We start from the raw sequence: 25,319 nt of genomic DNA, 5'->3' as shown, positions 1-25,319 counted from the left end.
AATAAGATGTTATGGAAAGAAAAGATTTTTTTAAAAAAGGATTAGTAGGTTTAGGTAGTATTGTTGCTATTCCAACATTAATCTCTGCTTGTTCTAAAGAAGATGATTCCGTTTCTAATGATGATTCTAGTGAAACAACAACAGGAACAACAGGAGATTGCATCCTATCACCAAGTGAAACTGCTGGACCATTCCCTATTAAAACACCATCCGATTTAGTTCGTGAAAATATTATTGGAGATCGTTCGGGTGTTGCTTTATTAATTACCCTAACCATTCAAGACCAAAGTAACGATTGCAAACCATTAGCTGGAGTGTTGGTAGATATTTGGCATTGCGATTCAAAAGGTGATTATTCAGAGTATGGTGGAACGTCTATGCAAAGTACCAATTATACTAATAACCACTTTTTAAGAGGCAGACAAACTACAAATGCAAACGGTCAAGCTTCTTTTATTAGTATTTTTCCAGGTTGGTATAATGGTCGTGCACCACATATTCATGTTGAAATTTTAACAAGTGGCGCAAAATCTATTAGAGTTACACAGATTGCTTTTCCTAAAAACGTTTGCGATACGGTGTATGCTACTTCGGGTTATAACGGACAAGCTAATACCTTAAACGCTAACGATAATGTGTTTTCTAATAGTTTAGAAGGTAATATGTTAGACTCTATCACAGGAAATACCACCGATGGTTATACGCTTTTAAAAACCATTGTAGTTTAAATGTTAATTAGTAGCTTTTTTTTCTAAAGGGTTGGATATTATAATGATAACAACCCTTTTTTATTATGCATTTTAATTGATAGAATTCACTAATTCTAAAATTTTATTAAACTGTTCTTGTAAAGTCATGTTTGAGTTATCAATTTCAATAGCATCGGTAGCTTTAACTAATGGCGAATCTTCTCTATTTGTATCAATATAATCGCGTTCTTCAACGTTTTTTAAAACAGCATCATATGTTACGGTTTCGCCTCGCTCTATTAATTCTGAAAAACGACGTTTTGCTCTGGTTTCGGCTGAAGCCGTCATAAATAACTTTAAGTCGGCATTAGGAAACACCACCGTTCCTATATCACGTCCATCCATAATAACACCACCATGTTTTCCAAATACCTGCTGTTGTTCTACTAATTTTTGACGAACTTCTGAAACTTCGGCTACTTTACTAACAAAGCTTGAAACTTCTAAAGTACGTATTTGATTTTCTATGTTTTCACCGTTTAAATACACTTCAGCAAATCCTAAACTTTCATTAAACTTAAAACTTATGGTTATATTTTTAAGATTTGCTATTAAACCATCCTTATTAAAATGATGCTTGGTAATGTATCCTTCTTGCATCGCATAAAACGTAACAGCTCTATACATAGCACCAGAATCTACATATACATAGCCTAAATGTCTTGCAAGTTGTTTAGCTACTGTACTTTTTCCTGTTGAAGAAAATCCATCAATAGCAATCGTAATGTGTTTCATTGAAATTAAATTAGTTGTAAAGTTAAAAAGTTATAAAGTAAAAAGTTGACTCTTTTCATTAAAAATAACTTTAAAAACTTTCTACTTTATAACTTGAAAAACTTCTATTGCAAATCTATCTGTAAACCGACAAAATTTGCATTCGCTGCACTAGAATATTTCATGTGTGTATAGCTAAAACGCATTTTATTCATTTTTAATGAAAAACCAGCAGATAAGCCTGAAAAATTTCGTTGGTCTATAATTCGTAATTCTTCGGCACGTCTAAAATTATAGCCAAAACGAATGTTAAATCCACGTTCAGGAAAAATTTCAGCACCAACAATAGTGTGTCGCATTATTTGACCCAAAAATCCAATTTTTTCATCGGTTTGGTTGCCACTTAAATCGTTTATTGTTCTAGAAGGATTTGGTCTTGCTATGGGCCATTCCTGCAAATTCTCTAGAGTAAGATGCCAACGAAGGGGTACATTTTCTAAACTTTGCGACATACCAAAATCTACCTCAAAAGGCAATTTTTCATTTAAACCCGCATAAGTGGTAATTTGTGTTCCCAAATTTCTAACAGCTAATGCTGCGTGAAAGTCTATATCTTCATTGATATATAACAAACCAATATCAATAGCCGCACCAAACGAACCATACTGTTCAAGTGCAGAGGTTATTATTTTTAAATTACTTCCAAAATAAAAATCAGAATAGCCTAATTGTAATGCATATCCGATTGATAAAGCTGTTTCTTTTCCTGTAAACGAACCTGTTTCTTGACCAGATTCGTCATACCCATCAAACGTACCGTAATCTATATATGTAATACCCGCGTGAAAAGTTTGTGTACGTCTATCAACCGTATAGGCATAAGCTGCAGACCCATAGCTAATAGCCCCCAAATAGCTGGTATAATTTAATGCTAGTTGATTATCCATTTCCACATTAATGGTTGCTGGATTATAAAGTGCCTGCGTAACGTCATAATCTACATTAGTTAACACTTTACCTCCTAAAGCAGCTTGACGTGGAGATGTTATTAAATTCAGAAATTGATACGTAGACTCGCCTCCTACCTGCGCATAGGTTAAGACTGTAAGAAGCAAACAAAAAAGCGTGATAATTTTTTTCAGCATATTTACATCGCAAAGTAAGTAAATCTATCTTAAAACGGTAGCATGAATGTTTTATTTTAAATCATAAAAAAAAGGCTTTCAAAAAAAAAATGTATTTAAGTCTTTACGAAGTATGAAGCAATCGGTAAAATTGATAATCAAATTATTGAGATTGCTTAACTGTGCTCGCAATTACGTTACCAGTTAATTTTTGAAAACCCTTTTAATGTTTAAAGTGTTTTTGCATTAACAACCTTTTGATTTGTGAGTGCTATTTTAATAACATCACTCATATCAGTCACATAATGAAAAGTTAAACCTTTTAAGTAATCTTGTTTTATTTCTTCAATATCACGTCTGTTTTCTTCACAAAGTAATATTTCTTTAATCCGAGCTCGTTTTGCTGCCAGAATTTTTTCTTTAATACCACCAACAGGCAGTACTTTGCCTCGAAGCGTTATTTCACCTGTCATAGCTAAACTTTTCTTCACTTTTTTCTGGGTGAATAACGACACTAACGAGGTTAGCATGGTTACACCTGCACTTGGACCATCTTTTGGTGTTGCACCTTCTGGCACGTGTATGTGTACATTGTATTTTTCAAAAATCTCAGAATTAATTCCAAATTCATCAGCGTTAGATTTTATGTATTCCATAGCAATTGTAGCAGATTCTTTCATAACTGTACCTAAATTACCAGTAATAGTCATGGTACCTTTTCCTTTTGAAAGAATAGATTCTATAAATAAAATATCACCACCAACACTTGTCCATGCTAATCCGGTTACAACACCTGCAACATTGTTGTTTTCGTATTTATCACGCTCCATTTTTGGACCACCCAATACCTCAATAACATCTTCGTTAGTTACTTTAATGTTGTAATCCTCCTCCATTGCAATGTTTTTAGCTGCATAACGCACCATTTTTGCAATTTGTTTCTCCAAACCACGAACACCAGACTCTCGGGTGTAACCTTCAACTATTTTTTCTAATTGTGCTTTACCTATTTTTAAGTGTTCATCAGTTAAACCATGCTCTTTTAATTGTTTTGGAAGTAAATGGCGTTTTGCAATTTCAACTTTTTCTTCAATGGTATAACCTGTTACATTGATAATTTCCATACGATCTCTCAATGCTGGTTGAATGGTTGATAAACTATTTGATGTTGCTATGAACATCACTTTCGATAGGTCGTAACCCATTTCCAAAAAGTTATCGTAAAATTCAGAATTCTGTTCTGGATCCAACACTTCTAACATTGCTGAAGATGGATCGCCTTGATGTGAATTTGATAATTTATCAATTTCATCTAATACAAATACTGGGTTTGATGTGCCTGCTTTTTTCAAACTTTGAATGATACGTCCTGGCATTGCACCAATATAGGTTTTTCTATGACCACGTATTTCAGCTTCATCACGTAAACCACCTAATGAAATACGCACATATTCTCTACCCAACGCTTCTGCAATCGATTTACCTAACGATGTTTTACCAACACCTGGTGGTCCATATAAACACAGAATAGGCGATTTCATATCATTACGTAGCTTTAAAACCGCTAGATATTCTATAATTCTACGCTTTACATCTTCTAAACCAAAATGGTCGCGGTCTAGAATTTTCATGGCGCGTTTTAAATCGAATTTATCTTTACTGAATTCATTCCAAGGTAAATCTAAAAACAATTCTAAATAGTTTCTTTGTATAGAATATTCTGCTACTTGCGGATTCATGCGTTGCATTTTTGCAAGTTCTTTTTCAAAATGCTTCGCTACTTTTTCATCCCAAACTTTATCATCAGCACGTAAGCGCATTTCTTCAATTTCTTCATCATGACTTACGCCTCCCAATTCTTCTTGGATGGTTTTCATTTGCTGATGCAAGAAATATTCACGCTGTTGCTGATTCATATCCATTTGCACTTTCGATTGAATATCGTTTTTAAGTTCCAGTTTTTGAAACTCCATATTCATATACTTAAGTGTAGCAAGGGCGCGTTTTTTAAGATCGTCAATTTCTAATAACGATTGCTTTTCTGCAACCGAAAGATTCATGTTTGACGATACAAAATTTATTAAAAACGAATCGCTTTCAATGTTTTTTATAGCAAAAGAAGCTTCACTAGGAATGTTTGGGCTTTCTTTAATTATGCTAAGTGCTAAATCTTTAATAGATTCTATGATGGCTAAAAACTCCTTGTTTTTTTGTGCTGGTCTTGCTTCAGGAATTTCACGTACTGTAGCATTCATATACGGTTCTTCAGTAAGAACTTCGGCTACTTTAAAACGTTTTTTTCCTTGGATGATAACCGTTACATTACCATCTGGCATTTTTAAAACACGTAAAATTTTGGCAACTGTACCTATACCATGTATTTCTTTTGCTGAAGGATTTTCAACCGATTCATCTTTTTGGGCTACAACACCTATAACCTTATTGCCTTTATTAGCATCGTTTATTAAACGAATTGATTTATCACGACCTGCTGTAATAGGAATTACTACACCAGGAAACAAAACCGTATTTCTTAATGATAAAATTGGTAGTGTTTCGGGCAATTTCTCGCTGTTTATTTCTGCTTCATCTTCAGGCGTCATTAGTGGAATTAATTCTGAGTTCTCATCAAAATCCTGTAATGACAAACTGTCAAGCGTTAAAAAATTAGATTTTTTCATATATGTATTTAGGTCAATCTGTCATTAAAACAAACCGTTCCTTTATTTTTAATAATTTACAAAAAATTTATAATACTGAATACCAGTTAATTAAAAACAATCCTTATTACTCAGTTATTGTATAAATTCAATAGCTATGCCAATTGTAAGTTTAAAGTTAAAAGTTTCAAAGTTGAAAGTTATAAAGCTTTAAAAATAAGTGCTAAATTTTCCCTGCTTTTTTCAAAATGAATAACAGTATAATTGGTATTAATAATAAACATACAAACAATAAGTCTGTTTTAAAAAGTGAAGGAGATAATATTAAGGTAGTAACATAACCTCCAATTGCCCCTCCAAAGTGAGCATCGTGTCCTATGTTTCCAACTTTATTCTTCATTCCATAAATCGAATACAGTAAATATCCTATTCCAAAAACAAAGCCTGGAATAAAAAAGTTAATTTCCATCCATGGATCAAACAATATTGCAGAATAAATAACTCCCATTACAGCGCCACTTGCCCCAACTGCACTATAATGATATTCTGTTTTGTGAAAATATAAAGTTAATAAATTCCCAAAAATTAAACTACTTACATAAATTGTTAGAAACCCAAACACATCTAATTCATTAATTACAATTCCTGCAAAAAAATATAAGGTTAGCATATTAAACAACAAATGTTGCGTATCTACATGTAGAAAACCAGAACTAAACATACGTAGCTTCTCGCCTCTTTGTACACCGCCAATGTTAAATTTATAAGCATCAAAAAAGGCATAGTCATTAAATCCTTTGTATGATATAATTACATTTGCTGCTATAATAATAATGGTAATCAAATCTAAATTGCCCATAAGGTGTAAAGGTTTAAGTTCAAAATTAGCATATATTTGCTTTTACAAATCTAAAATTAATTCATGCAATTTTTAGCATATATTCTTATTTATCCACTTTTATGGATGGTTTCTATACTACCGTTCCGATTATTATACTTAATTTCCAATGGTTTATATGTTTTACTTTATTATGTAATTGGCTATCGAAAAAAAGTAGTTTACAACAATTTAAAACTTGTTTTTCCTAACAAAAGTGAAAATGAATTAACTAGCATTCAAAAGAAATTCTATAAACATTTGTGCGATATGTTTTTAGAAATGGCAAAAACCATGACTATTTCTGAAAAAGAATTAAAGAAACGATTTAAAATATTGAATCCTGAGGAATTTCAACGTTTAGAAAGTTTAAATAAAAGTATATTGTTAATGTATGGGCATTATGCAAGTTGGGAATGGTCTGTTGTTTTGCAAAATTACATCAACTTTAAAGGCTTTGGTGTTTACAAAAAATTAGCAAACACCTATTTTGACAAATTGGTAAGAGCGATTCGGTCTAGGTTTAATACACAATTAATTAGCACAAAAGAGACAATAAGTGTAATTAACCAGAATGAAGCTAAGGGAAGAAAAAGTATTACTGCTTTTTTAAGCGATCAATCGCCCAGGCTTACAAAAGAAGTTTATTGGGGTACATTTATGGGTATTGAAACGCCATGTTTTACCGGTGCTGAACGATTAGCTAAAAAATTAGATTTAACCATTGCCTATTTAAAAGTAACCAAAGTTAACCGCGGTTATTATGAAGCTGAAATTATAACGCTTTCTGAAAATCCAAACGATTTTAAAGATTATGAATTAACAGATTTGTTTTTACGTGAAGTTGAAAAACAAATTTATGAAGCACCTGAATATTATTTTTGGACGCATAAACGCTGGAAACATAGCCGTTAGAACTTCAATTTTTAGATTATTGCGAGAAATAGACGCAATCTTTTAATAAAATTGAAATTTAGTTAAATTACTTCGAACTTAATAACATTAAACTCTTAACGAAGCACGAAACCCACGCCCTGCATAATAAGATTCTGCACCGTTATGGTACACAAATACGGTATTAAAACGAAAATCGGCAAAAAGTGAACCTCCTAATTTTCTAATATCAGCAGGTGTTTGTATCCAACTAGATGTTTTTTGATCAAACTTCCCTAGTTTTTGTAATGCTCTATACTCTGTTTCATTTAAAAGCTCAACACCCATTTTGGTAGCCATACCAATAGCACTATCATTTGGTTTGAATTTTTTTCTAGACTCTAAAGCTTCAGGGTCAAAACAAATACTTCTTCTGCCTTCTGGTGTTTCAGCAGAACAATCGTAAAAAATATAGCTGTTAGTGGTTTTATCAAAACCAACAACATCAGGTTCGCCTCCTGTTTCTTCCATTTGGTTAAGCGACCATAATTTTTCTGGATTTGAACGTAGTTTACCTTCAACAGAAATCCAATCAATATCCTTATGACGATTTTTGTGCGTTTCAAAACGCAACTTTAATATATTAATAAGTTGATTTTGTTGTTCTATTGAAAGTTGTTTTTTATCACTCATAACTAACAATTAAAAATTATGTCTTAGCAATTGCACTAATTTCTTCAATAAATTTATCAGCTAAAGCATCTGCCTCTTGTTGCGATTTTGCTTCGGTATAAATTCTAATAATTGGCTCGGTATTACTTTTGCGCAAATGCACCCAACTTTCAGAAAAATCTATTTTAACACCATCAATTGTGGTTAGTTGTTCGTTTTGGTAACGATGTTCCATCGCTTTTAAAATACCATCTACATCCAAACCTTCTGTTAATTCAATCTTCTTTTTACTCATAAAATAGTTTGGGTAGGTTTTTCGAAGTTCACTAACCTTCATGTTTTTTTCAGCTAATAAGCTTAAAAATAAAGCAACACCAACAAGCGCATCACGTCCGTAATGCGATTCTGGATAAATAATACCGCCATTACCTTCGCCTCCAATAACAACCTTATTTTTTTTCATTAACTTAACAACATTCACTTCTCCTACTGCACTTGCTTCATATTTACCACCATGTTTTTCGGTTACATCGCGCAATGCTCTGGTAGAACTCATGTTACTAACTGTATTTCCTGGTGTTTTACTTAGTACGTAATCGGCACAAGCAACCAAAGTATATTCTTCACCAAACATCTCGCCATTTTCGTCCATAAAAGCTAATCTATCAACGTCTGGATCTACAACAATACCAAAATCGGCATTATGTTTTTTTACAGCTTCAGATAAATCTCCTAAATGCTCTTTTAGTGGTTCTGGATTGTGTGGAAAATGTCCGTTTGGTTCGCAATATAATTTAACAACATCAACACCTAAACGCTCTAAAAGTAATGGAATTGCAATGCCACCAGTAGAGTTTACACCATCAACAACCACTTTAAAACGGGCTTCTTCAATAGCAGGAACGGTTACCAATGATAAATCTAGAACTTCAATAATATGTAAGTCTATATAGGCTTTGTTTTTTGTTATTTGCCCCAAACTATCTACATCGGCAAAACTTAAGTTATCACTTTCTGCAATTTCTAAAATTTTTGCACCTTGCATGTCATCTAAAAATTCGCCTTTAGCATTTAGTAGTTTTAAAGCATTCCATTGTTTTGGGTTATGACTTGCCGTTAAAATAATTCCGCCATCGGCATGTTCCATAGGTACTGCCATTTCTACTGTAGGCGTTGTAGATAAACCTAAATCAACCACGTTAATACCTAAACCAACCAACGTATTCATAACAAGGTTTTGAATCATGGCTCCTGAAATTCGTGCATCTCTACCAACAACTACTTTGTAAGTATCTTTTTCACGTTGTTGCTTTAACCAAACGCCATAAGCGGCAGCAAATTTTACAGCATCAATAGGTGTTAAATTATCGCCTACGTTTCCGCCAATAGTTCCTCTAATTCCTGAAATTGATTTTATAAGTGTCATAATTTTTTTTTCAATTTGATGAACAAATATACTATTTCAAAATTGTAATTCGTAAATTTCCAAAATGAATTACTTAGCGCATATTTATCTTTCTGGAGATAACGATTTGGTTACCATAGGAAATTTTATTGCAGATGGCATTAAAGGTAAATTGTATAAAAAACATCCAAAAGACATTCAAATTGGCATTTTGCTTCATCGAAATATTGACACATTTACCGATGCACATCCTATTGTTAGACAAAGCACCAAACGGCTACATGAAAAATACGGGCATTATTCGGGTATAATTGTAGATATTTTATACGATCATTTTCTAGCTAAAAACTGGAGTAAATATAGCAACACACCATTAAAAGATTATGTTGAAAATTTTTATGATTCTTTAGAAACGCATTATGAGTTACTATCGCTTCGTATTCAAAAAATGATGCCTTACATGATGACCGATAATTGGCTATTAAGTTATGCCTCGATTGAAGGTATTTCAAGGGTTTTAGATGGCATGAACAGGCGTACAAAAAACCGTTCTGGTATGGATGAAGCCGTAAATGAATTAGAACTATTTTATTCTGAATTTGAAACCGAATTTTCTATTTTTTTTGATGAATTAATTCGCTTTTCAAAAGAAAAATTACAAGAACACACACATAACATAATAGAATAACTGCTTCGATAGAATTCCTTTTTTTAAGATTAAGTGTAAAAGCAAATACAGGTTATCGAAATAGACTTAACCGCCGTCGGATTTTAACCTTTTTCTTTGATTAATATATTAGTAATTAATAATTTAGACTCAAGTTTTACAGATTATATTTAAATGAGGTCAAAAAAAATATTAAAAATAACAACAGGTGTACTTGTGTTTCTTACCTTACCAAGTCTGTTATTTTTTTGTTTTTTATATTTTAAATATGATGAAACGTTGCCCACAGGAATTATAGGAAACGAAGCAGATGCTTTAGCCTACAAAATGCTTGATGCTTTAAATTATGATGCTTTTAAAAAAACCGATTATATTGAATGGACATTTAAAAGAAGACATCATTATAAATGGAAAAAAGACAAAAATATTTGTGATGTATATTGGAAAGAATATAAAGTAAGCTTAAACTTAAATGATGCATCACAAAATAAAGCCTACGTGCATAGTTTTAAGGTTGATAATGATATGGCTGAAGAACTTATAGCCAAAGCAACAAATTACTTTAATAATGATTCCTTTTGGCTTGTTGCACCTTATAAAGTATTTGATAAAGGCACAGAACGCCGATTGGTAACCTTAAAAAACAACGAACAGGCGCTTTTAGTAACCTATACAACTGGTGGGTCAACACCAGGTGATTCGTATTTATGGCATTTAGATAAAACAGGAAAACCCACAAGTTTTCAAATGTGGGTTGATATTTTACCTATTAATGGTTTAAAAGCTACTTGGAACGATTGGGTTACTACCGAAAGTGGTGCACAACTACCAAACTTTCATAAAATGAGCGTTTTCGGTTTAGAAATTTCTCATATTAAAGGAACTGAATAAATTCGCAGTCTCGTTTTTTTCTAAAAAACTAAGACTTCAAACAAAGTCTTAACTCCCTTTCTGCCCAACAAAACGATGGCTATCAGATTTAAACAAAATATTAAAACTAGTTAAGCTACCGTAAATTCGAGTTATGTATTGTTGTAAATCTATTTTTCCTTGCTCATCCAAGTCACTAGCATTTACACGTTGTTCCATAACGCGCAAACGATCGCGAACCATCGTTATTTTATGAAAAAACGTATCAATTGGTAATTCATAACTTTTCAAATTGGTATCTGCTGGTTCTAAAATTAGTTTTCCGCCTTTATATTTATCAGCAATAGGCACAACCTCACTAGCATCACTCCATTTTTTTAAAATGTTTACCAAGCTACTTTCAACATCAAAAAAGCTTACAGTATCTACATCGCCATCGGCAGCTTCAATAACTTCAAAATCACTATCTAAATCTATTGTTTCTAATCCGTTTTCTATAAAAGTTACCCAATAATGCTGTGTTGTAACATTGGTAACTACGCCTTTTCCGTATTCTGCATGATTAATTCTAGAGCCTATTCCTAATAATTTCATGTTACTATTATTTAATAATATTTTGTACAATTATAACAAATATCAAATAAAATTTCACCTATTTTAAACTACAAAAGTCTAAATTGATTAATTTTTCGTATAATTAAAAATCAATTCTTTCGTTACTATGAAGAATTTAACAAAAAATACATGAAGTTAACTACTCAAATTATTAGTTTTTTAGGCTTAATTATTGTTTTAAGTAGCTTTAAATCTTCAAGTATAATTAATAGTAAACAACTTAATTACAACGTTATACAAATTGATTCTGTTTTAACCGATAGTACTGTTGTAGATTCATCCTTACTAGTTTATACACCATACAAAGAAATGGTACATGCTTCATACTATGCTGATAAATTTAATGGAAAAAAAACAGCTAGTGGTGAAAAATTTGACAATGAATTATATACCGCTGCACATAAAACCCTAAAATTTGGCACTAAAGTTAAAGTAACAAATACCGTAAATAATGAATCTGTAATTGTTACAGTAAATGATAGAGGTCCATTTGTTAAAGGCAGAGAAATAGATTTGTCAAAAAAAGCCTTTATGGAAATAGCCAAATATAAACTTAGAGGCTATTTAATTGTAAATATTGAAGTTCTTGAAGAGTAGCTAGTTTTCTAATTCAGATTAAATCTTCACACCAATTTAACAACTAAAATTGTAACTTTGCGCTTTTGCCTATTTATGAGCCAATTTAACGATTTTATTGAAGTAAAAGGAGCTAGAGTTCACAACCTTAAAAATATCGATGTATCCATACCACGCGAAAAACTTGTTGTAATAACAGGACTTTCTGGTAGTGGAAAATCGTCATTAGCCTTTGATACTATTTATGCTGAAGGACAACGTCGTTACATTGAAACATTTTCGGCTTATGCGCGTCAGTTTTTAGGTGGTTTAGAACGTCCTGATGTTGATAAAATTGATGGTCTTTCGCCAGTTATCGCTATTGAACAAAAAACAACCAGCAAATCGCCACGATCTACCGTTGGCACCATTACTGAAATTTACGATTTCCTACGTTTGTTGTATGCTCGTGCTAGTGATGCTTATAGCTATAACACAGGCGAAAAAATGATTAGTTATAGTGACGAGCAAATTAAAGAACTAATTATTAGTGATTTTAAAGGCAAACGCATTAATATTTTAGCACCTGTAATTCGTTCGCGCAAAGGACATTACCGCGAATTGTTTGAACAAATTGCAAAACAAGGTTTTGTAAAGGTACGAACCGATGGTGAAATAAAAGATCTTACCAAAGGCATGATGCTCGATCGTTATAAAAATCACGATATTGAAATTGTGATTGACAGATTGGTTATTGATGATACAGCTGAAAACAATAAACGCCTTACCGAAACCATAAATACCGCCATGTATCATGGTGAAGATGTGCTTATGGTTTTAGACCAAGATACTCAAGAAACACGCTATTTCAGTAGAAGTTTAATGTGTGCAACCTCTGGCATTTCGTACCCAAATCCTGAGCCTAATAACTTTTCATTCAACTCACCAAAAGGTGCATGCGATACATGTAATGGCATTGGAACACTTTACAAAGTAAATGAAAAAAAGATTGTTCCAGACGATAGTATTTCTATAAAAGCAGGCGCATTAGCACCTCATGGTCCAGAAAAAAATAGCTGGATTTTTAAACAGTTTGAAACCATAGCACAACGCTTCAACTTCAAATTAACCGATGCTTATAAAGATATTCCTGAAGATGCAAAACACATGATTTTGTATGGTGGTAATGAAAAGTTTTCAGTTGAAAGCAAAACTTTGGGCGTTACCCGCGATTATAAAATAGATTTTGAAGGTGTTGCCAACTTTATTGAAAACCAATACAAAACAGCCGAATCTACATCCTTAAAACGATGGGCAAAAGATTATATGGACAAAGTAACTTGTCCTGAATGTGAAGGTTCTCGTTTAAAAAAAGAATCGCTTTACTTCAAAATAAATAATAAAAACATCGCTGAATTAGCTAACGCCGATATTGTTGAATTAACGACTTGGTTTAACGATTTACACAATCATTTATCTGATAAACAATTTAAAATAGCTGAAGAAGTTTTAAAAGAAATTAAAGCCCGTTTGCAGTTTTTATTAGATGTTGGTTTAGATTATTTATCGTTAAATAGAAGTTCAAAATCATTATCTGGTGGCGAAGCACAACGCATTCGATTGGCAACTCAAATTGGCTCGCAATTGGTTGGTGTTTTGTATATTTTAGACGAGCCTAGTATTGGTTTACATCAACGTGACAATGAAAAATTAATAAATTCATTAATCTCACTTCGTGATATTGGTAATTCTGTTATTGTGGTTGAACATGATAAAGACATGATTGAACGTGCAGATTACGTAATTGATATCGGTCCAAAAGCAGGAAAACATGGCGGCGAAATTATAAGTGTTGGTTCTCCTAAAGAATTACTGAACCACAACACTTTAACTGCCGATTATTTAAATGGTAACAAACAAATAGAGGTGCCTAAAAAACGTCGGGAAGGTAACGGCAAGTTTATGGAACTTAAAGGCTGTACAGGTAATAACCTTAAAAATGTATCCGTAAAATTTCCTTTAGGAAAAATGATAGGTGTTACAGGTGTTTCTGGTAGTGGAAAATCGACCTTAATTAATGAAACTCTCTACCCTATTTTAAACGCTCATTACTTTAATGGCGTTAAAAAACCAATGCCTTATAAAAGCATTTCCGGATTAGAACATATTGACAAAGTGATTGATATTAACCAATCGCCCATTGGTAGAACACCACGAAGCAATCCTGTTACGTACACAAAAACTTTTGATGAAATTAGAAGTTTATTTGCTAAAGTTCCTGAAGCGATGATACGCGGTTACAAAGCTGGTCGTTTTAGTTTTAATGTTACTGGTGGTAGATGCGAAACCTGTCAAGGTGGTGGTTTGCGCGTTATTGAAATGAATTTTTTACCCGATGTGTATGTAGAATGTGAAACCTGCCAAGGAAAACGTTTTAATCGTGAAACTTTAGAAATTCGCTATAAAGGTAAAAGCATAAGCGATGTTTTAGATATGACTATTGATGATGCTGTACAATTTTTTGAACACATACCTAAAATTCATAATAAATTAAAAACCATTAAAGATGTTGGTTTGGGTTACATCACTTTAGGGCAACAAAGTACCACGCTTTCTGGTGGTGAAGCACAACGTATAAAATTGGCAACCGAATTAAGCAAACGAGATACAGGAAACACCTTTTACATTTTAGATGAACCTACTACAGGCTTGCATTTTGAAGATATTAGAGTGCTTATGATTGTTTTAAATAAATTAGCTGATAAAGGTAATACCGTTTTAATAATTGAACATAATTTAGATGTTGTTAAAACCGTTGACCATATAATTGACGTAGGTTATGAAGGAGGAAAAGGTGGCGGACAAATAATTGTTGAAGGCACACCAGAAGACGTAGCTAAACATAAAAAAAGCCATACAGCTAAGTTTCTTAAAAAGGAATTAGCTCCAATGATAGTTGAAAATTAAACTTAGTTTGGCTGTTTGTTTTGGAGTCATTTAATTTATACTTAACTTAACAATAAATAAACTTAACATAAAATGAGATTAGAAAAACACAGTAAAGCCTGGAACGAAATAAAAACAAACGATTCATGGGCTATTTTTAAAATAATGGGCGAATTTGTAAATGGCTATGAAAAACTTAGCAAAATTGGTCCATGTGTATCCATTTTTGGTTCTGCAAGAACAAAACCAGATAGTCCGTATTACATACTTGCCGAAAAAATAGCAAAGCGCATTGTAGAAGCTGGTTATGGCGTTATTACTGGTGGTGGTCCTGGTATTATGGAAGCAGGAAATAAAGGCGCGCATTTAGGTGGTGGTACTTCGGTAGGTTTAAATATAGAATTACCTTTTGAACAGCATGATAACCCGTATATCGATTCGGATAAAAGTTTAGATTTCGATTATTTTTTTGTACGCAAAGTTATGTTTGTAAAGTATTCGCAAGGCTTTATTGTAATGCCTGGTGGTTTTGGAACTTTAGACGAACTATTTGAGGCAATTACATTAATTCAAACACATAAAATTGAAAAATTTCCTATTATTTTAGTTGGAACATCGTTTTGGGAAGGTTTAATAGATTGGGTAAAAGCAACACTTTTAGAGTCTTTTGGAAATATAAGTGCTAAAGATTTGGATTTAATTCATTTAGTTGATACTGATGATGAAGTTATTGAAATTCTTGATGGTTTTTATAATGGTGCTGGGTTAAGTCCTAATTTCTAAAGCATCAATATAAATTTTAAAAAATAAAAACCAATCAACAAAAAAACATAAACTCTTTAAACAACTATAATTTATTATATTGCAGCCCCTTGCGAATTTTTAACCTTAAATGTTTTAACAGCAAATTGAATTTACGTCTTCTTAGTGGTATCCTATACATTTTTGTATGTTATGCTAGCTTTAGTCAAAATAACATTGACTTGAAGGCTATTTTTGATATTGAAAACAAACAAATTAGAATATCGCAAACCATACAATACCAAAACACAACGCAAGACGAATTGCAAACCATCTACCTAAACGATTGGAATAATAGCTATTCAACAAAAAAAACGCCACTTGCAACTAGAATTGCGGATGAATATAAAAACGATTTCCATTTAGCTAAAAGTAAAGACAGAGGTTTTTCAGTTATAACATCCATTAAACAAAATGGCGAAAGTTTAGAATTTCAACAATTAAAAAATCAAATTGATATTATAAAAGTTGAACTTAAAGAACCTTTAAAACCTAATAATTCATACACCATTCATTTAGAATATATTGTTCAAATACCTAGCGATAAATTTACAAGTTATGGTGTTACAAACACCGGCGATTTAAACCTACGATATTGGTATATAACGCCTGCGGTTTACAATGGTACATGGCAATATTACAGCAATAAAGATTTGGATGATTTGTATATTCCTGCTTCAAATATATCGCTTCAAATTGAGTTTCCTATAGGTTATAAAATAACTTCAGAATTAGATGTAATTAACAGTTCTCAATCTAATAAAAATCAAATAGTTAACCTTAAAGGAAATCAAGTCATTAACAATAAATTATTTCTAAGTAAAGCATCAAATTTCAACACCATACAGTCGGATGATTTCTCATTAATTTCAAACATTAATGATGAAGGTTTAGAGATGATTGATAAAGTTTTAATCACCGAAAAAATAACCAAATTCATTCAAAATAAATTTGGCAACTATCCGCATCAAAAACTGCTTTTAACAGATATTGATTATAATAAAGACCCAATTTATGGCTTAAATTTTTTACCAAGTTTTATTAAACCGTATCCACCACATTTTCAATACGAATTAAAATTATTAAAAGTAGCACTTCGCAACTATTTAGAAAATACACTTTTAGTAAACCCAAGAACCGAACAATGGTTGTTGGATGGTATCCAAATTTATTATTTAATGAATTATGTTGATGAACACTACCCAGACATGAAATTTTTAGGTTCGTTAGCCAACTTTTGGGGTATTAAATCGTTTCATGCAGCCAACATGAAATTTAACGACAAATATGTTATGGCTTTTATGTTAATGGCTAGAACCAATCGAGACCAACCTTTAACTACACCTAAAGATTCATTATTAAAATTTAATTATAGTATAGCAAATAAATACAAAGCTGGTTTAGGATTAAAATATTTAGGTGATTTTATCAATCACGACATAGTTGAAAACAGTTTATCATCATTCGTTATTGAAAACAAATTAAAACCAGTAACAACCTTAGATTTTGAAAAATACATAAAATCAAAAACCAATAAAAACATCGATTGGTTTTTTACAGATTATATAGCAACCAGAAAACGTATTGATTTCAAAATAAAAAAAGTTATTAAAACTGAAGATTCAATTACGGTAACTGTTAAAAATAAACGCGATAATAGCATGCCTGTTTCATTGTATGCGTTAAATAACGATAGTGTTATTTCTAAAAAATGGATAGAAACAATTACAAAAAGTAAAACACTTACTATACCAAGAAATGATGCTAATAAATTGGTTTTAAATTACAATAATGTTATTCCTGAAATTAACGAACGAGATAATTGGAAATCGTTAAAAGGCTTCTTTTTTAATAACAAACCGTTGCAATTTAGACTTTTTCAAGATATTGAAGATCCATATTATAATCAAGTTTTTTTTATGCCAATAGCTCAATTTAATAACATTTATGATGGTTTTACTTTAGGAATGAAAGTTTACAATAAAACCGTTTTAAGAAAACAACTTAATTATAAAATTGAACCACAATACGCATTAAAGTCAAAAACATTTACAGGATCTGCGGTAGTATCAATGACGCATAATTTAGAAAACAATAACCTATACGCAATTAATTACGGCATTGGTTTTGGTTATCTATCTTATGCACAAAACGCATTTGTAAGAAAAACAATACCTTCTTTAACATTTATGTTTAGACAAGAAAATGATTTTCGTTCAAACAAAAGAGACGCTTTAATGTTTAGATTTGTAGATATACATAGAGACAATCCAAATACAATTTTAACAAATAATCAACCTAACTATAGTGTATTTAATGCGCGTTATGTTGATTCTAACGATAATTTAATTAACTACAGTCGTTGGTCTGCAGATTTTCAAGCTTCCAAAAACTTTAGTAAACTTTCATTTAATTATGAATATAGACGTTTATTTGAAAGTAATAGACAATTAAACTTGCGCTTTTTTGCAGGCACTTTTTTAAAAAATGACAACGACCCAACGTCCATCTTTTTCAGTTTTGCATTAGATAGACCAACCGATTATTTATTTGAATATCCATATTTAGGAAGATCTGAATCTTCAGGCATTTTTAGTCAGCAATATATTGATGCTGAAGGTGGTTTTAAATCGAAATTTGACCCAGACACCCGATTTGCAAATCAATGGATTTCAACTGCAAATGCTAGTACAACTTTATGGAAATATGTTTTACTATATGGCGATTTAGGTTTAGTAAAAAGCAAGTTCAACAACGCTAAATTTGTTTACGATTCTGGTATTAGAATAAACCTAGTAACCGATTATTTTGAAATATATTTCCCTTTATATTCAAACTTAGGATGGGAAGTTGGTCAACCTTATTACGATCAAAAAATACGATTCAAATTCACTGTAGATCCGCAAGCACTTTTGGGCTTATTTAGAAGACGATGGTATTAAACCATTATATTATCACTAATCAAATCACAATATCAATAAATATTTCACAATATAATTAAATATTAATACTTAATTTTTAACAATTTATCAATTATTTGTTTAATTTTTTAATTGTAAAACCCATAATCTTTACCTACTTTTGCAAAAGACAAAGTATTCCTTAATATGCATACGATTTCAGATTTGAAAAACAACATATCATTCGAAGATTTTAAAGCAGAAGTTTTAAACGATTACAAAATAGCTGTAAAAAGTAGAGAATGTAGTTTATTAGGTCGTCGTGAAGTATTAACAGGAAAAGCAAAATTCGGCATTTTTGGCGATGGCAAAGAAATACCGCAACTAGCTATGGCTAAAGCCTTTAAAAAAGGCGATTGGCGTTCGGGCTACTACCGAGACCAAACCTTTATGATGGCGATTGACGAGCTTACTGCCGAACAATTTTTTGCTGGCTTATATGCTAACACAAATTTAGAACTAGAACCTATGTCTGCTGGTCGCCAAATGGGCGGTCATTTTGTAACACATAGTTTAAATAATGATGGTAGCTGGAAAGACCTTACTAGTCAATACAATTCCAGTGCCGATATCTCGCCTACTGCTGCACAAATGCCTAGGCTATTGGGCTTAGCACAAGCGTCAAAAATTTTTAGAAATGTTGAGGGTATAAATACCTCAAATTTTTCTGTAAATGGTAATGAAGTTGCTTGGGGAACAATAGGAAATGCAAGCACAAGTGAAGGTTTGTTTTTCGAAACTATAAATGCTGCTGGCGTATTACAAGTACCTCTAGTTATAAGTATTTGGGATGATGAATATGGTATTTCGGTACACGCAAAACATCAAACTACCAAAGAAAATATATCTGAAATTTTAAAAGGATTTCAACGCGACGAATATCAAAAAGGATTCGAAATGCTACGTGTAAAAGGTTGGGATTATGCAAACCTTGTTGAAACCTACCAAGAAGCTAGCTATTTTGCCAGAACAGAACACGTACCTGTAATAATACATGTTACTGAAGTTACACAACCTCAAGGACATTCTACTTCTGGTTCACATGAACGCTATAAAAGTGCCGAACGTTTAGCTTGGGAAACCGAACACGATTGCAATACTAAAATGCGCGAATGGATTATTGAAAGTGGTATTGCTACCAACGAAACACTTATTGAACTTGAAAGAACCATTAAACGCGAAGTTAGAGATGCCAAAAAGAACGCTTGGAACACTTTTTTAAAACCTATTTTAAAAGAACAAAGCGAGATGGTTTCTCTTTTAAAACAAGTAGCTACGGTAAGTGTTAATAGCGTTTTTATAGAGAAAATAAAAGACAGTTTAGCTGCCATTGACGAACCTACCCGAAAAGATATTTTGTCTCACGGCAGAAAAGCATTGGTACAAATTGTTAAAGAATCTTTCCCCGAAAAAGAGCAACTTCGTAATTGGATAAATAACCGTTTTCAAGTTATTCAACCAGATTTTAGCTCGCATTTATACTCTGAAACCAATCGTTCTAACACACTAATAAAAGAAATAAAACCGTCATATAGTGAAGATGCACCATTAGTAGATGGCAGAATTATTCTTCGCGATAATTTTGACAACATTTTTAGTAACTACCCAGAAGCACTAGTTTTTGGTGAAGATACAGGAAATATTGGCGATGTAAATCAAGGTTTAGAAGGTTTACAAGAAAAATTTGGAGAGTTACGTGTTGCCGATACTGGCATTCGCGAAGCTACTATTATTGGGCAAGGCATAGGTATGTCGCTTCGTGGGTTACGCCCTATTGCGGAAATTCAGTATTTAGATTACATACTTTATGCGCTACAAATAATTAGTGACGATTTAGCCACCACACATTACCGAACCAAAGGCAAACAAAAAGCACCATTAATTATAAGAACACGCGGGCATAGACTAGAAGGTATTTGGCATTCTGGGTCGCAAATGGGTGGTATTTTACACCTTGTAAGAGGCGTAAATGTTTTGGTACCAAGAAACATGACCAAAGCTGCTGGTTTTTATAATACGCTTTTAAAAGGTGACGATCCTGCTATTGTAATAGAATGTTTAAACGGTTACAGGTTAAAAGAAAAAATGCCAAACAATTTAAGCACGATACAAACGCCCATAGGTGTTGTTGAAACTGTTAAAGATGGTACCGATATAACCTTAGTATCTTACGGTTCTACACTTCGTATTGTTGAACACGTTGCTAAAGACTTAATATCTGTTGGTATTGATGCCGAAGTAATTGATGTTCAATCGTTACTACCGTTTGATTTGCATCACGATATTGCAAAAAGCATCAAAAAAACCAACCGTGTTATGGTTATAGATGAAGATGTTCCTGGTGGTGCTTCAGCTTATATTTTAAACGAAATTTTAAACGTTCAAAATGCCTATCAATATTTAGATAGTCAGCCAAAAACATTAACAGCAAAAGACCACAGACCAGCATATGGAAATGATGGCGATTACTTCTCAAAACCATCAGCCGAAGATATTTTTGAAGCTGTTTACAATGTATTTCATGAAGTAAACCCGAGCGAATTTCCAAAATTGAGATAAAAAACTATCTAATAAATACATTTTCAAAAACCATCTGTTACCGATGGTTTTTTTATATTTAAAAAATAATAACCATTACAAATGAAAGCAGTATCACTTAAAGAAATCAAGCAAGAGTTAAATACACTTTCTACAAATGAAATTCAAGAATTATGTTTGCGTTTATCCAGATTTAAAAAAGAAAACAAAGAACTACTCACCTACTTACTATTTGAATCGCATAATGAAGATGGTTATATTCAATCGGTTAAAAGTTATATAGACGAGCAATTTGAATTAATTAACACAGCCAGTTATTTTTACATACGTAAAAGTGCCCGAAAAATATTAACCAATACCAAAAAGTATATTAGATATTCCCAAAACAAAGAAACCGAAGTAGCCTTACTACTCTATTTTTGTCAAAAATTAAAAGCCTTTTCGCCAAGTATAAAATACAGCACACAATTACAAAACATGTACAACAGGCAATTGCTATTAATTAAAAAACTAATTACAACACTACACGAAGATTTGCAATACGATTTTAATTTGATATTGGAAGATTTGTAGATTTATCTTCATAAAATCTACTTAAAACAAACCATTTGCATTAATTATAAAGAAATTTATTTACTTTTAATAAAATGCTTAATTTTGAAGTATGCTGCTCACTAAAGAAAATAAAACCACTATAAACAAGCTTTGTGAAATTCACAATGTAGATACGCTTTACCTTTTTGGTTCGGCTACTGGTACGTCGTTTTCTAAAAATAGCGATATCGATTTTTTAGTAAAGTTCAGACAAATAGACCTTGAAAAATATTTTGAAAATTACTTAGCCCTAAAAGAAAAATTAAAAAAACTTTTAAAGCGCGATGTAGATTTGGTTGAAAAACAAACATTAAGAAACCCCATACTTATAAATTCCATAAATAAAAACAAAGAATTAATTTATGGATGAACGTATTTTAAAATGGCTATATAGATTTTAACCTGAATGAGGTTTAAGAAAAATCCTAAATAAAAAGAACATTTTATTTACAAATTATAATTTTAAATAAATTTTACGATATTTACATGAGTTAAGATTTATTTAATATGTACAATACTATTCCAGGCCAATTAAGAAAGTTAGCAATTGAAAATGTTTTTAGCACAAATACATATAAAAATTGTTGGCAAACATGGAAACCTGAAATTTTAAAACTTTTAGGTAATAATTATACTGAAAATGAAGTTTTAAATATTGGAGACCATTTATCTGATATATTCAGATCAACTGGCGGTGGCGGAAGAGGACAAGGTGAGTTGTCTGCTAGTGGTACAGCTTGGGAATCTTTAGTTTGTTGGTATATAAATCTTTGTACAATTGGAAGTAGAGTTGTTGCTGTTAAAAAAATGAGCATTGTACCTAAAGCAATTCAAGACGCAATAACTGTAAATTATGGTAATTTTGCATGTAATACAGAATCCGATATAACTATACTTGTATTTCCTAACTTACCAGAATATAATACAGATATAAATCAAATAAATGTTTTAAATAACCTTGGTGTTAAAATAGACCCATTTATCAAAAATAAATTTAATCCTGAACTTACCAATTTTTTAGCCGAGAGAGATTTTAATCAGTTTGAAATTGGAATTATACAGTGCAAAACAAATTGGAATGATAACGCACAAATCCCAATGCTTTGGGATATGATTTATTCTTCTGGTGGATTCAGAGGTAGAAACATTACAATTGGAAGAAATGGTTATAACATTCAAAATGCTCAAAGTTTTAGCTATTCTTTTGTTACTGTTCCTTCAAATCAAAATGCGCAATACAAACCGAATGGAGTTGCTGTTAAAAGAGTTACTAATTTATCTGGAGGAAACTATTGGGGCAACCCAAGTGTTCAAAATGTTGCTAAATCATTAAAAGAAATTTTTACTAATAATTTTCAGTCAGGCTCAAAAACTGGATTAAGAACTGACATAAGAGCAGCAATACCAGAATTAACTGCAAAGAATCAATTATCTTATTTTGGACTTTATTGAATCTTTTTTAAAATCTCCAAAGCTACAGCTCTAGCCATCAATGGTGGAACTGCATTCCCAACTAATGTAAATTGAGGAACTTCAAATTTACGTTTATTTCCTCCAGTAGAACGCTTTCCTTGAAAAACAAACGAATCGTCAAAAGATTGAAGTCTTGCCATTTCACGGACAGTTAATGCTCTTGGATTTGAATAATGAATGTAATCGTCTGCAATTGTCATAATTGTAGAACTTTGTCCTTCTGGTTTTAAAACAGTATAACTTCTTTTATCAGATTCTAAGCCAATTTCTTTAAGATTAGATTTTGCTAATTCATAATTTCCAGACTTTAGTATAACATTTAATCTTTTTATAACATTTTGATTTTGTTTACTAGTTTTATGATTTTGTAAAGGCGCAACAAGATGTGACAAAGTATTTTCAAGTTCTTCAAAATTTCTAACGTAAAAAGGATTTTTTGCATTAGCAAATCGTCCATTTAAACGACCTTTTTTTGACCATTCTGAATAACTTAGACCATCATTTTCATTTGGTTTACCATCAATATTTCTCTTTTTTATTAATGCTTTCATTTTTTCTGTTGAGCCATTGTATTGTGCTTTTAAATTGACTTTTTCATAATCAAATCTTTCATCATCATTACCTACAAAATCTAAATCATAAATTGCTTCAAAAACATTTACTTTATCATTTTGACTTACGGTTGCTGGAATATCATTAATTAGTTTTTGGTCTTTTCTACTACCTATAAACAAAACTCTTTCACGATTTTGAGGAACACCATAATTTGATGCTAAGGCTACAAATGGTTGTTCAATATTATATAATCTTATTTTGGATAAAATAATTTCAAACTCTTTTTCTCTATTAGCTTTAACAACAAATGGGTTTAATCCTTTAACACATTCATCAAATGTGTAATCAAATATTTCAAGAGCTGTAATGATTTGATTTACTTCATCAATATAATATTCACTTGGCTTTAAATTGTTAAAAGAAGCATGTATTTTTTTTATAATAGTTTCAGGCTCAATGACTGCTAAAAAAACATCAAAATCATCAACAAAATCATCATTATCTAAATTAGAAAACGCCTTTTCATTAATTACTTTTTTTCTAATGTATTCAAATTCCTTAACTCTTTTCAAGAGGTTAAATCCGTGACGAATTGTACTAATATTTTTATCAGTTTTACTTGTTTTATAATTAACAATTTTGGGAGTTAAAAGTCTGAACTTGTTCTCTAAATTTTGAATATAACTATTCTTTAAATTATCTAATTCTTTATCTGTAAGCTTTTCAAATTGTAATCGTAAATTATAGCATTCTAGAATAAAAGAATCTTTAACTTCATACTTTTTAAGTTGAGAAACAAAAAAGATAAGTTGGTCAAACTCTTTTAAATCAACAATTGACCTGATTTCTTGTAAAATCATTTCTTTAATTTTTCCTTGCTCTTTAGTCAAAATACCTTTGACATTTTCCATTACAAAATACTTCGGTCTTAATCGTCTTATTACTTTTAAATAATGTGCAAATAAATCATCTTTTTTATCAAATTTTTTCCTTTTTCCTGCTAAACTAAAACTTTGACAAGGTGGTCCACCACAAACAATATCAATTTCTTTATCTCCAACTTTTTTTAAAAAATTATCTAAAAAATCTGGTTCGGTAATATCTTGACGAAGAAATTCAGTATCTAATCCAAGTTGGTAATTATATCTTGCCAAGTGGGTAAGTTCACAATTTTCATTAATATCACTTGCTAACCTAAAATCATAATATTTGTTATCAAATTCCGCTTGAAGAAATCCTTCACTAAAACCACCAGCTCCAGCAAATAAATCTACAAAAGTTATTTTTGATTTCGCTTCATGTTCAGTTGAAGGTTCTGCAACTATATTAATATCTGTATTCTCTCTTCTGCGATTAACTAAAGAAGCTATTTTTTCTTTGATTTTTTTATCTGTAAAATTTGTGTGTGGCTCATTTTCAAAATATTTTTCAACTTCTTGTTTCAAGAAGTTCAAAAATTTGTTAATTGATTTATGAGAATAATCAGATTCCTTTACAAGTTGATTTGCATTATCCCAATCTTTCTTCATTATCTTCTCCCCCGTCGCAACTTTAATTTGTAAATCTTTTTGACGTAAAACAAGATGAATTGGAAATCTTTTACTTTTATCTGCTTTATCTAGGTAGAATTTAACATTTATCATATTACGGACGTTTTTACGGATGCGGACA

General features: G+C 31.5%; 20 protein-coding genes. 12 read left to right on the top strand and 8 right to left on the bottom strand.

The window, feature by feature from the left end:
* The first annotated feature begins 11 nt into the window (after positions 1–11).
* On the top strand, positions 12–728 hold the full coding sequence (locus ACFQ1R_RS00545; protein ID WP_379924127.1) for a dioxygenase family protein: 717 nt from the start codon (positions 12–14) through the stop codon (positions 726–728).
* Between the two features lie 72 nt (positions 729–800).
* Here ACFQ1R_RS00545 and cmk read toward each other — a convergent pair whose 3' ends face one another.
* From cmk to ACFQ1R_RS00525, 4 genes are all read right to left on the bottom strand, one after another.
* Complete coding sequence (gene cmk / locus ACFQ1R_RS00540) at positions 801–1,484, bottom strand: (d)CMP kinase (protein ID WP_379924126.1); 684 nt, start codon at positions 1,482–1,484, stop codon at positions 801–803.
* A gap of 104 nt (positions 1,485–1,588) precedes the next feature.
* Positions 1,589–2,608, bottom strand: coding sequence for a type IX secretion system protein PorQ (gene porQ, locus ACFQ1R_RS00535; protein ID WP_379924125.1), 1,020 nt, complete (start codon positions 2,606–2,608; stop codon positions 1,589–1,591).
* A 209-nt stretch (positions 2,609–2,817) separates the two neighbouring features.
* Positions 2,818–5,268 carry an endopeptidase La gene (gene lon, locus ACFQ1R_RS00530; protein WP_379924124.1) on the bottom strand — a complete coding sequence of 817 codons (2,451 nt, stop codon included), beginning with the start codon at positions 5,266–5,268 and terminating at the stop codon, positions 2,818–2,820.
* Between the two features lie 202 nt (positions 5,269–5,470).
* A complete protein-coding gene (locus ACFQ1R_RS00525; protein WP_379924123.1) occupies positions 5,471–6,106 on the bottom strand; it encodes a rhomboid family intramembrane serine protease in 636 nt (211 codons plus the stop codon).
* Between the two features lie 63 nt (positions 6,107–6,169).
* On the opposite strand from ACFQ1R_RS00525, the gene ACFQ1R_RS00520 reads away from it, so the two are divergent.
* Positions 6,170–7,039: a lysophospholipid acyltransferase family protein gene (locus ACFQ1R_RS00520; RefSeq protein WP_379924122.1), complete on the top strand. Its 870-nt coding sequence runs from the start codon at positions 6,170–6,172 to the stop codon at positions 7,037–7,039.
* Positions 7,040–7,126: 87 nt separating this feature from the next.
* Here ACFQ1R_RS00520 and ACFQ1R_RS00515 read toward each other — a convergent pair whose 3' ends face one another.
* Both ACFQ1R_RS00515 and glmM read right to left on the bottom strand, forming a co-directional pair.
* Positions 7,127–7,690 carry a DUF4256 domain-containing protein gene (locus tag ACFQ1R_RS00515; protein WP_379924120.1) on the bottom strand — a complete coding sequence of 188 codons (564 nt, stop codon included), beginning with the start codon at positions 7,688–7,690 and terminating at the stop codon, positions 7,127–7,129.
* A 16-nt stretch (positions 7,691–7,706) separates the two neighbouring features.
* Entirely contained in the window at positions 7,707–9,095 is a 1,389-nt protein-coding gene (gene glmM / locus ACFQ1R_RS00510; protein ID WP_379924119.1) for a phosphoglucosamine mutase, read from the bottom strand.
* 64 nt (positions 9,096–9,159) lie between these two features.
* On the opposite strand from glmM, the gene ACFQ1R_RS00505 reads away from it, so the two are divergent.
* Together ACFQ1R_RS00505 and ACFQ1R_RS00500 are read left to right on the top strand one after the other, a co-directional pair.
* A complete protein-coding gene (locus tag ACFQ1R_RS00505) occupies positions 9,160–9,762 on the top strand; it encodes an acyl carrier protein phosphodiesterase (RefSeq protein WP_379924118.1) in 603 nt (200 codons plus the stop codon).
* 153 nt (positions 9,763–9,915) lie between these two features.
* Entirely contained in the window at positions 9,916–10,632 is a 717-nt protein-coding gene (locus ACFQ1R_RS00500; RefSeq protein ID WP_379924117.1) for a hypothetical protein, read from the top strand.
* A gap of 48 nt (positions 10,633–10,680) precedes the next feature.
* On the opposite strand, the gene ACFQ1R_RS00495 is transcribed toward ACFQ1R_RS00500, so the two are convergent.
* On the bottom strand, positions 10,681–11,205 hold the full coding sequence (locus ACFQ1R_RS00495; protein ID WP_379924116.1) for a hypothetical protein: 525 nt from the start codon (positions 11,203–11,205) through the stop codon (positions 10,681–10,683).
* Between the two features lie 150 nt (positions 11,206–11,355).
* Here ACFQ1R_RS00495 and ACFQ1R_RS00490 point away from each other — a divergent pair, with 150 nt between their 5' ends.
* From ACFQ1R_RS00490 to ACFQ1R_RS00455, 8 genes are all read left to right on the top strand, one after another.
* On the top strand, positions 11,356–11,823 hold the full coding sequence (locus ACFQ1R_RS00490) for a septal ring lytic transglycosylase RlpA family protein (RefSeq protein ID WP_379924115.1): 468 nt from the start codon (positions 11,356–11,358) through the stop codon (positions 11,821–11,823).
* Between the two features lie 75 nt (positions 11,824–11,898).
* Entirely contained in the window at positions 11,899–14,748 is a 2,850-nt protein-coding gene (uvrA, locus tag ACFQ1R_RS00485; protein WP_379924114.1) for an excinuclease ABC subunit UvrA, read from the top strand.
* 72 nt (positions 14,749–14,820) lie between these two features.
* On the top strand, positions 14,821–15,510 hold the full coding sequence (locus ACFQ1R_RS00480) for an LOG family protein (RefSeq protein WP_379924113.1): 690 nt from the start codon (positions 14,821–14,823) through the stop codon (positions 15,508–15,510).
* Between the two features lie 200 nt (positions 15,511–15,710).
* Complete coding sequence (locus ACFQ1R_RS00475) at positions 15,711–18,470, top strand: metalloprotease (protein ID WP_379924112.1); 2,760 nt, start codon at positions 15,711–15,713, stop codon at positions 18,468–18,470.
* Between the two features lie 165 nt (positions 18,471–18,635).
* Entirely contained in the window at positions 18,636–21,047 is a 2,412-nt protein-coding gene (locus tag ACFQ1R_RS00470) for an alpha-ketoacid dehydrogenase subunit alpha/beta (RefSeq protein ID WP_379924111.1), read from the top strand.
* A gap of 81 nt (positions 21,048–21,128) precedes the next feature.
* Positions 21,129–21,599 carry a hypothetical protein gene (locus ACFQ1R_RS00465; RefSeq protein ID WP_379924110.1) on the top strand — a complete coding sequence of 157 codons (471 nt, stop codon included), beginning with the start codon at positions 21,129–21,131 and terminating at the stop codon, positions 21,597–21,599.
* Between the two features lie 91 nt (positions 21,600–21,690).
* Positions 21,691–21,990, top strand: a complete 300-nt coding sequence (locus tag ACFQ1R_RS00460; protein WP_379924109.1) for a nucleotidyltransferase family protein — start codon at positions 21,691–21,693, stop codon at positions 21,988–21,990.
* Positions 21,991–22,127: 137 nt separating this feature from the next.
* Positions 22,128–23,072 carry a hypothetical protein gene (locus tag ACFQ1R_RS00455; RefSeq protein WP_379924108.1) on the top strand — a complete coding sequence of 315 codons (945 nt, stop codon included), beginning with the start codon at positions 22,128–22,130 and terminating at the stop codon, positions 23,070–23,072.
* On the opposite strand, the gene ACFQ1R_RS00450 is transcribed toward ACFQ1R_RS00455, so the two are convergent.
* Positions 23,066–25,291, bottom strand: coding sequence for a DNA cytosine methyltransferase (locus tag ACFQ1R_RS00450; RefSeq protein WP_379924107.1), 2,226 nt, complete (start codon positions 25,289–25,291; stop codon positions 23,066–23,068). The genes ACFQ1R_RS00455 and ACFQ1R_RS00450 overlap by 7 nt on opposite strands.
* Between the last annotated feature and the right edge of the window lie 28 nt (positions 25,292–25,319).

It is taken from the genome of Mariniflexile jejuense (genome assembly GCF_042675665.1).
Taxonomy (GTDB): domain Bacteria; phylum Bacteroidota; class Bacteroidia; order Flavobacteriales; family Flavobacteriaceae; genus Mariniflexile; species Mariniflexile jejuense.
Note: the sequence above shows the minus strand (reverse complement) of the source record. Positions and strands in the feature narration are given on the sequence as shown.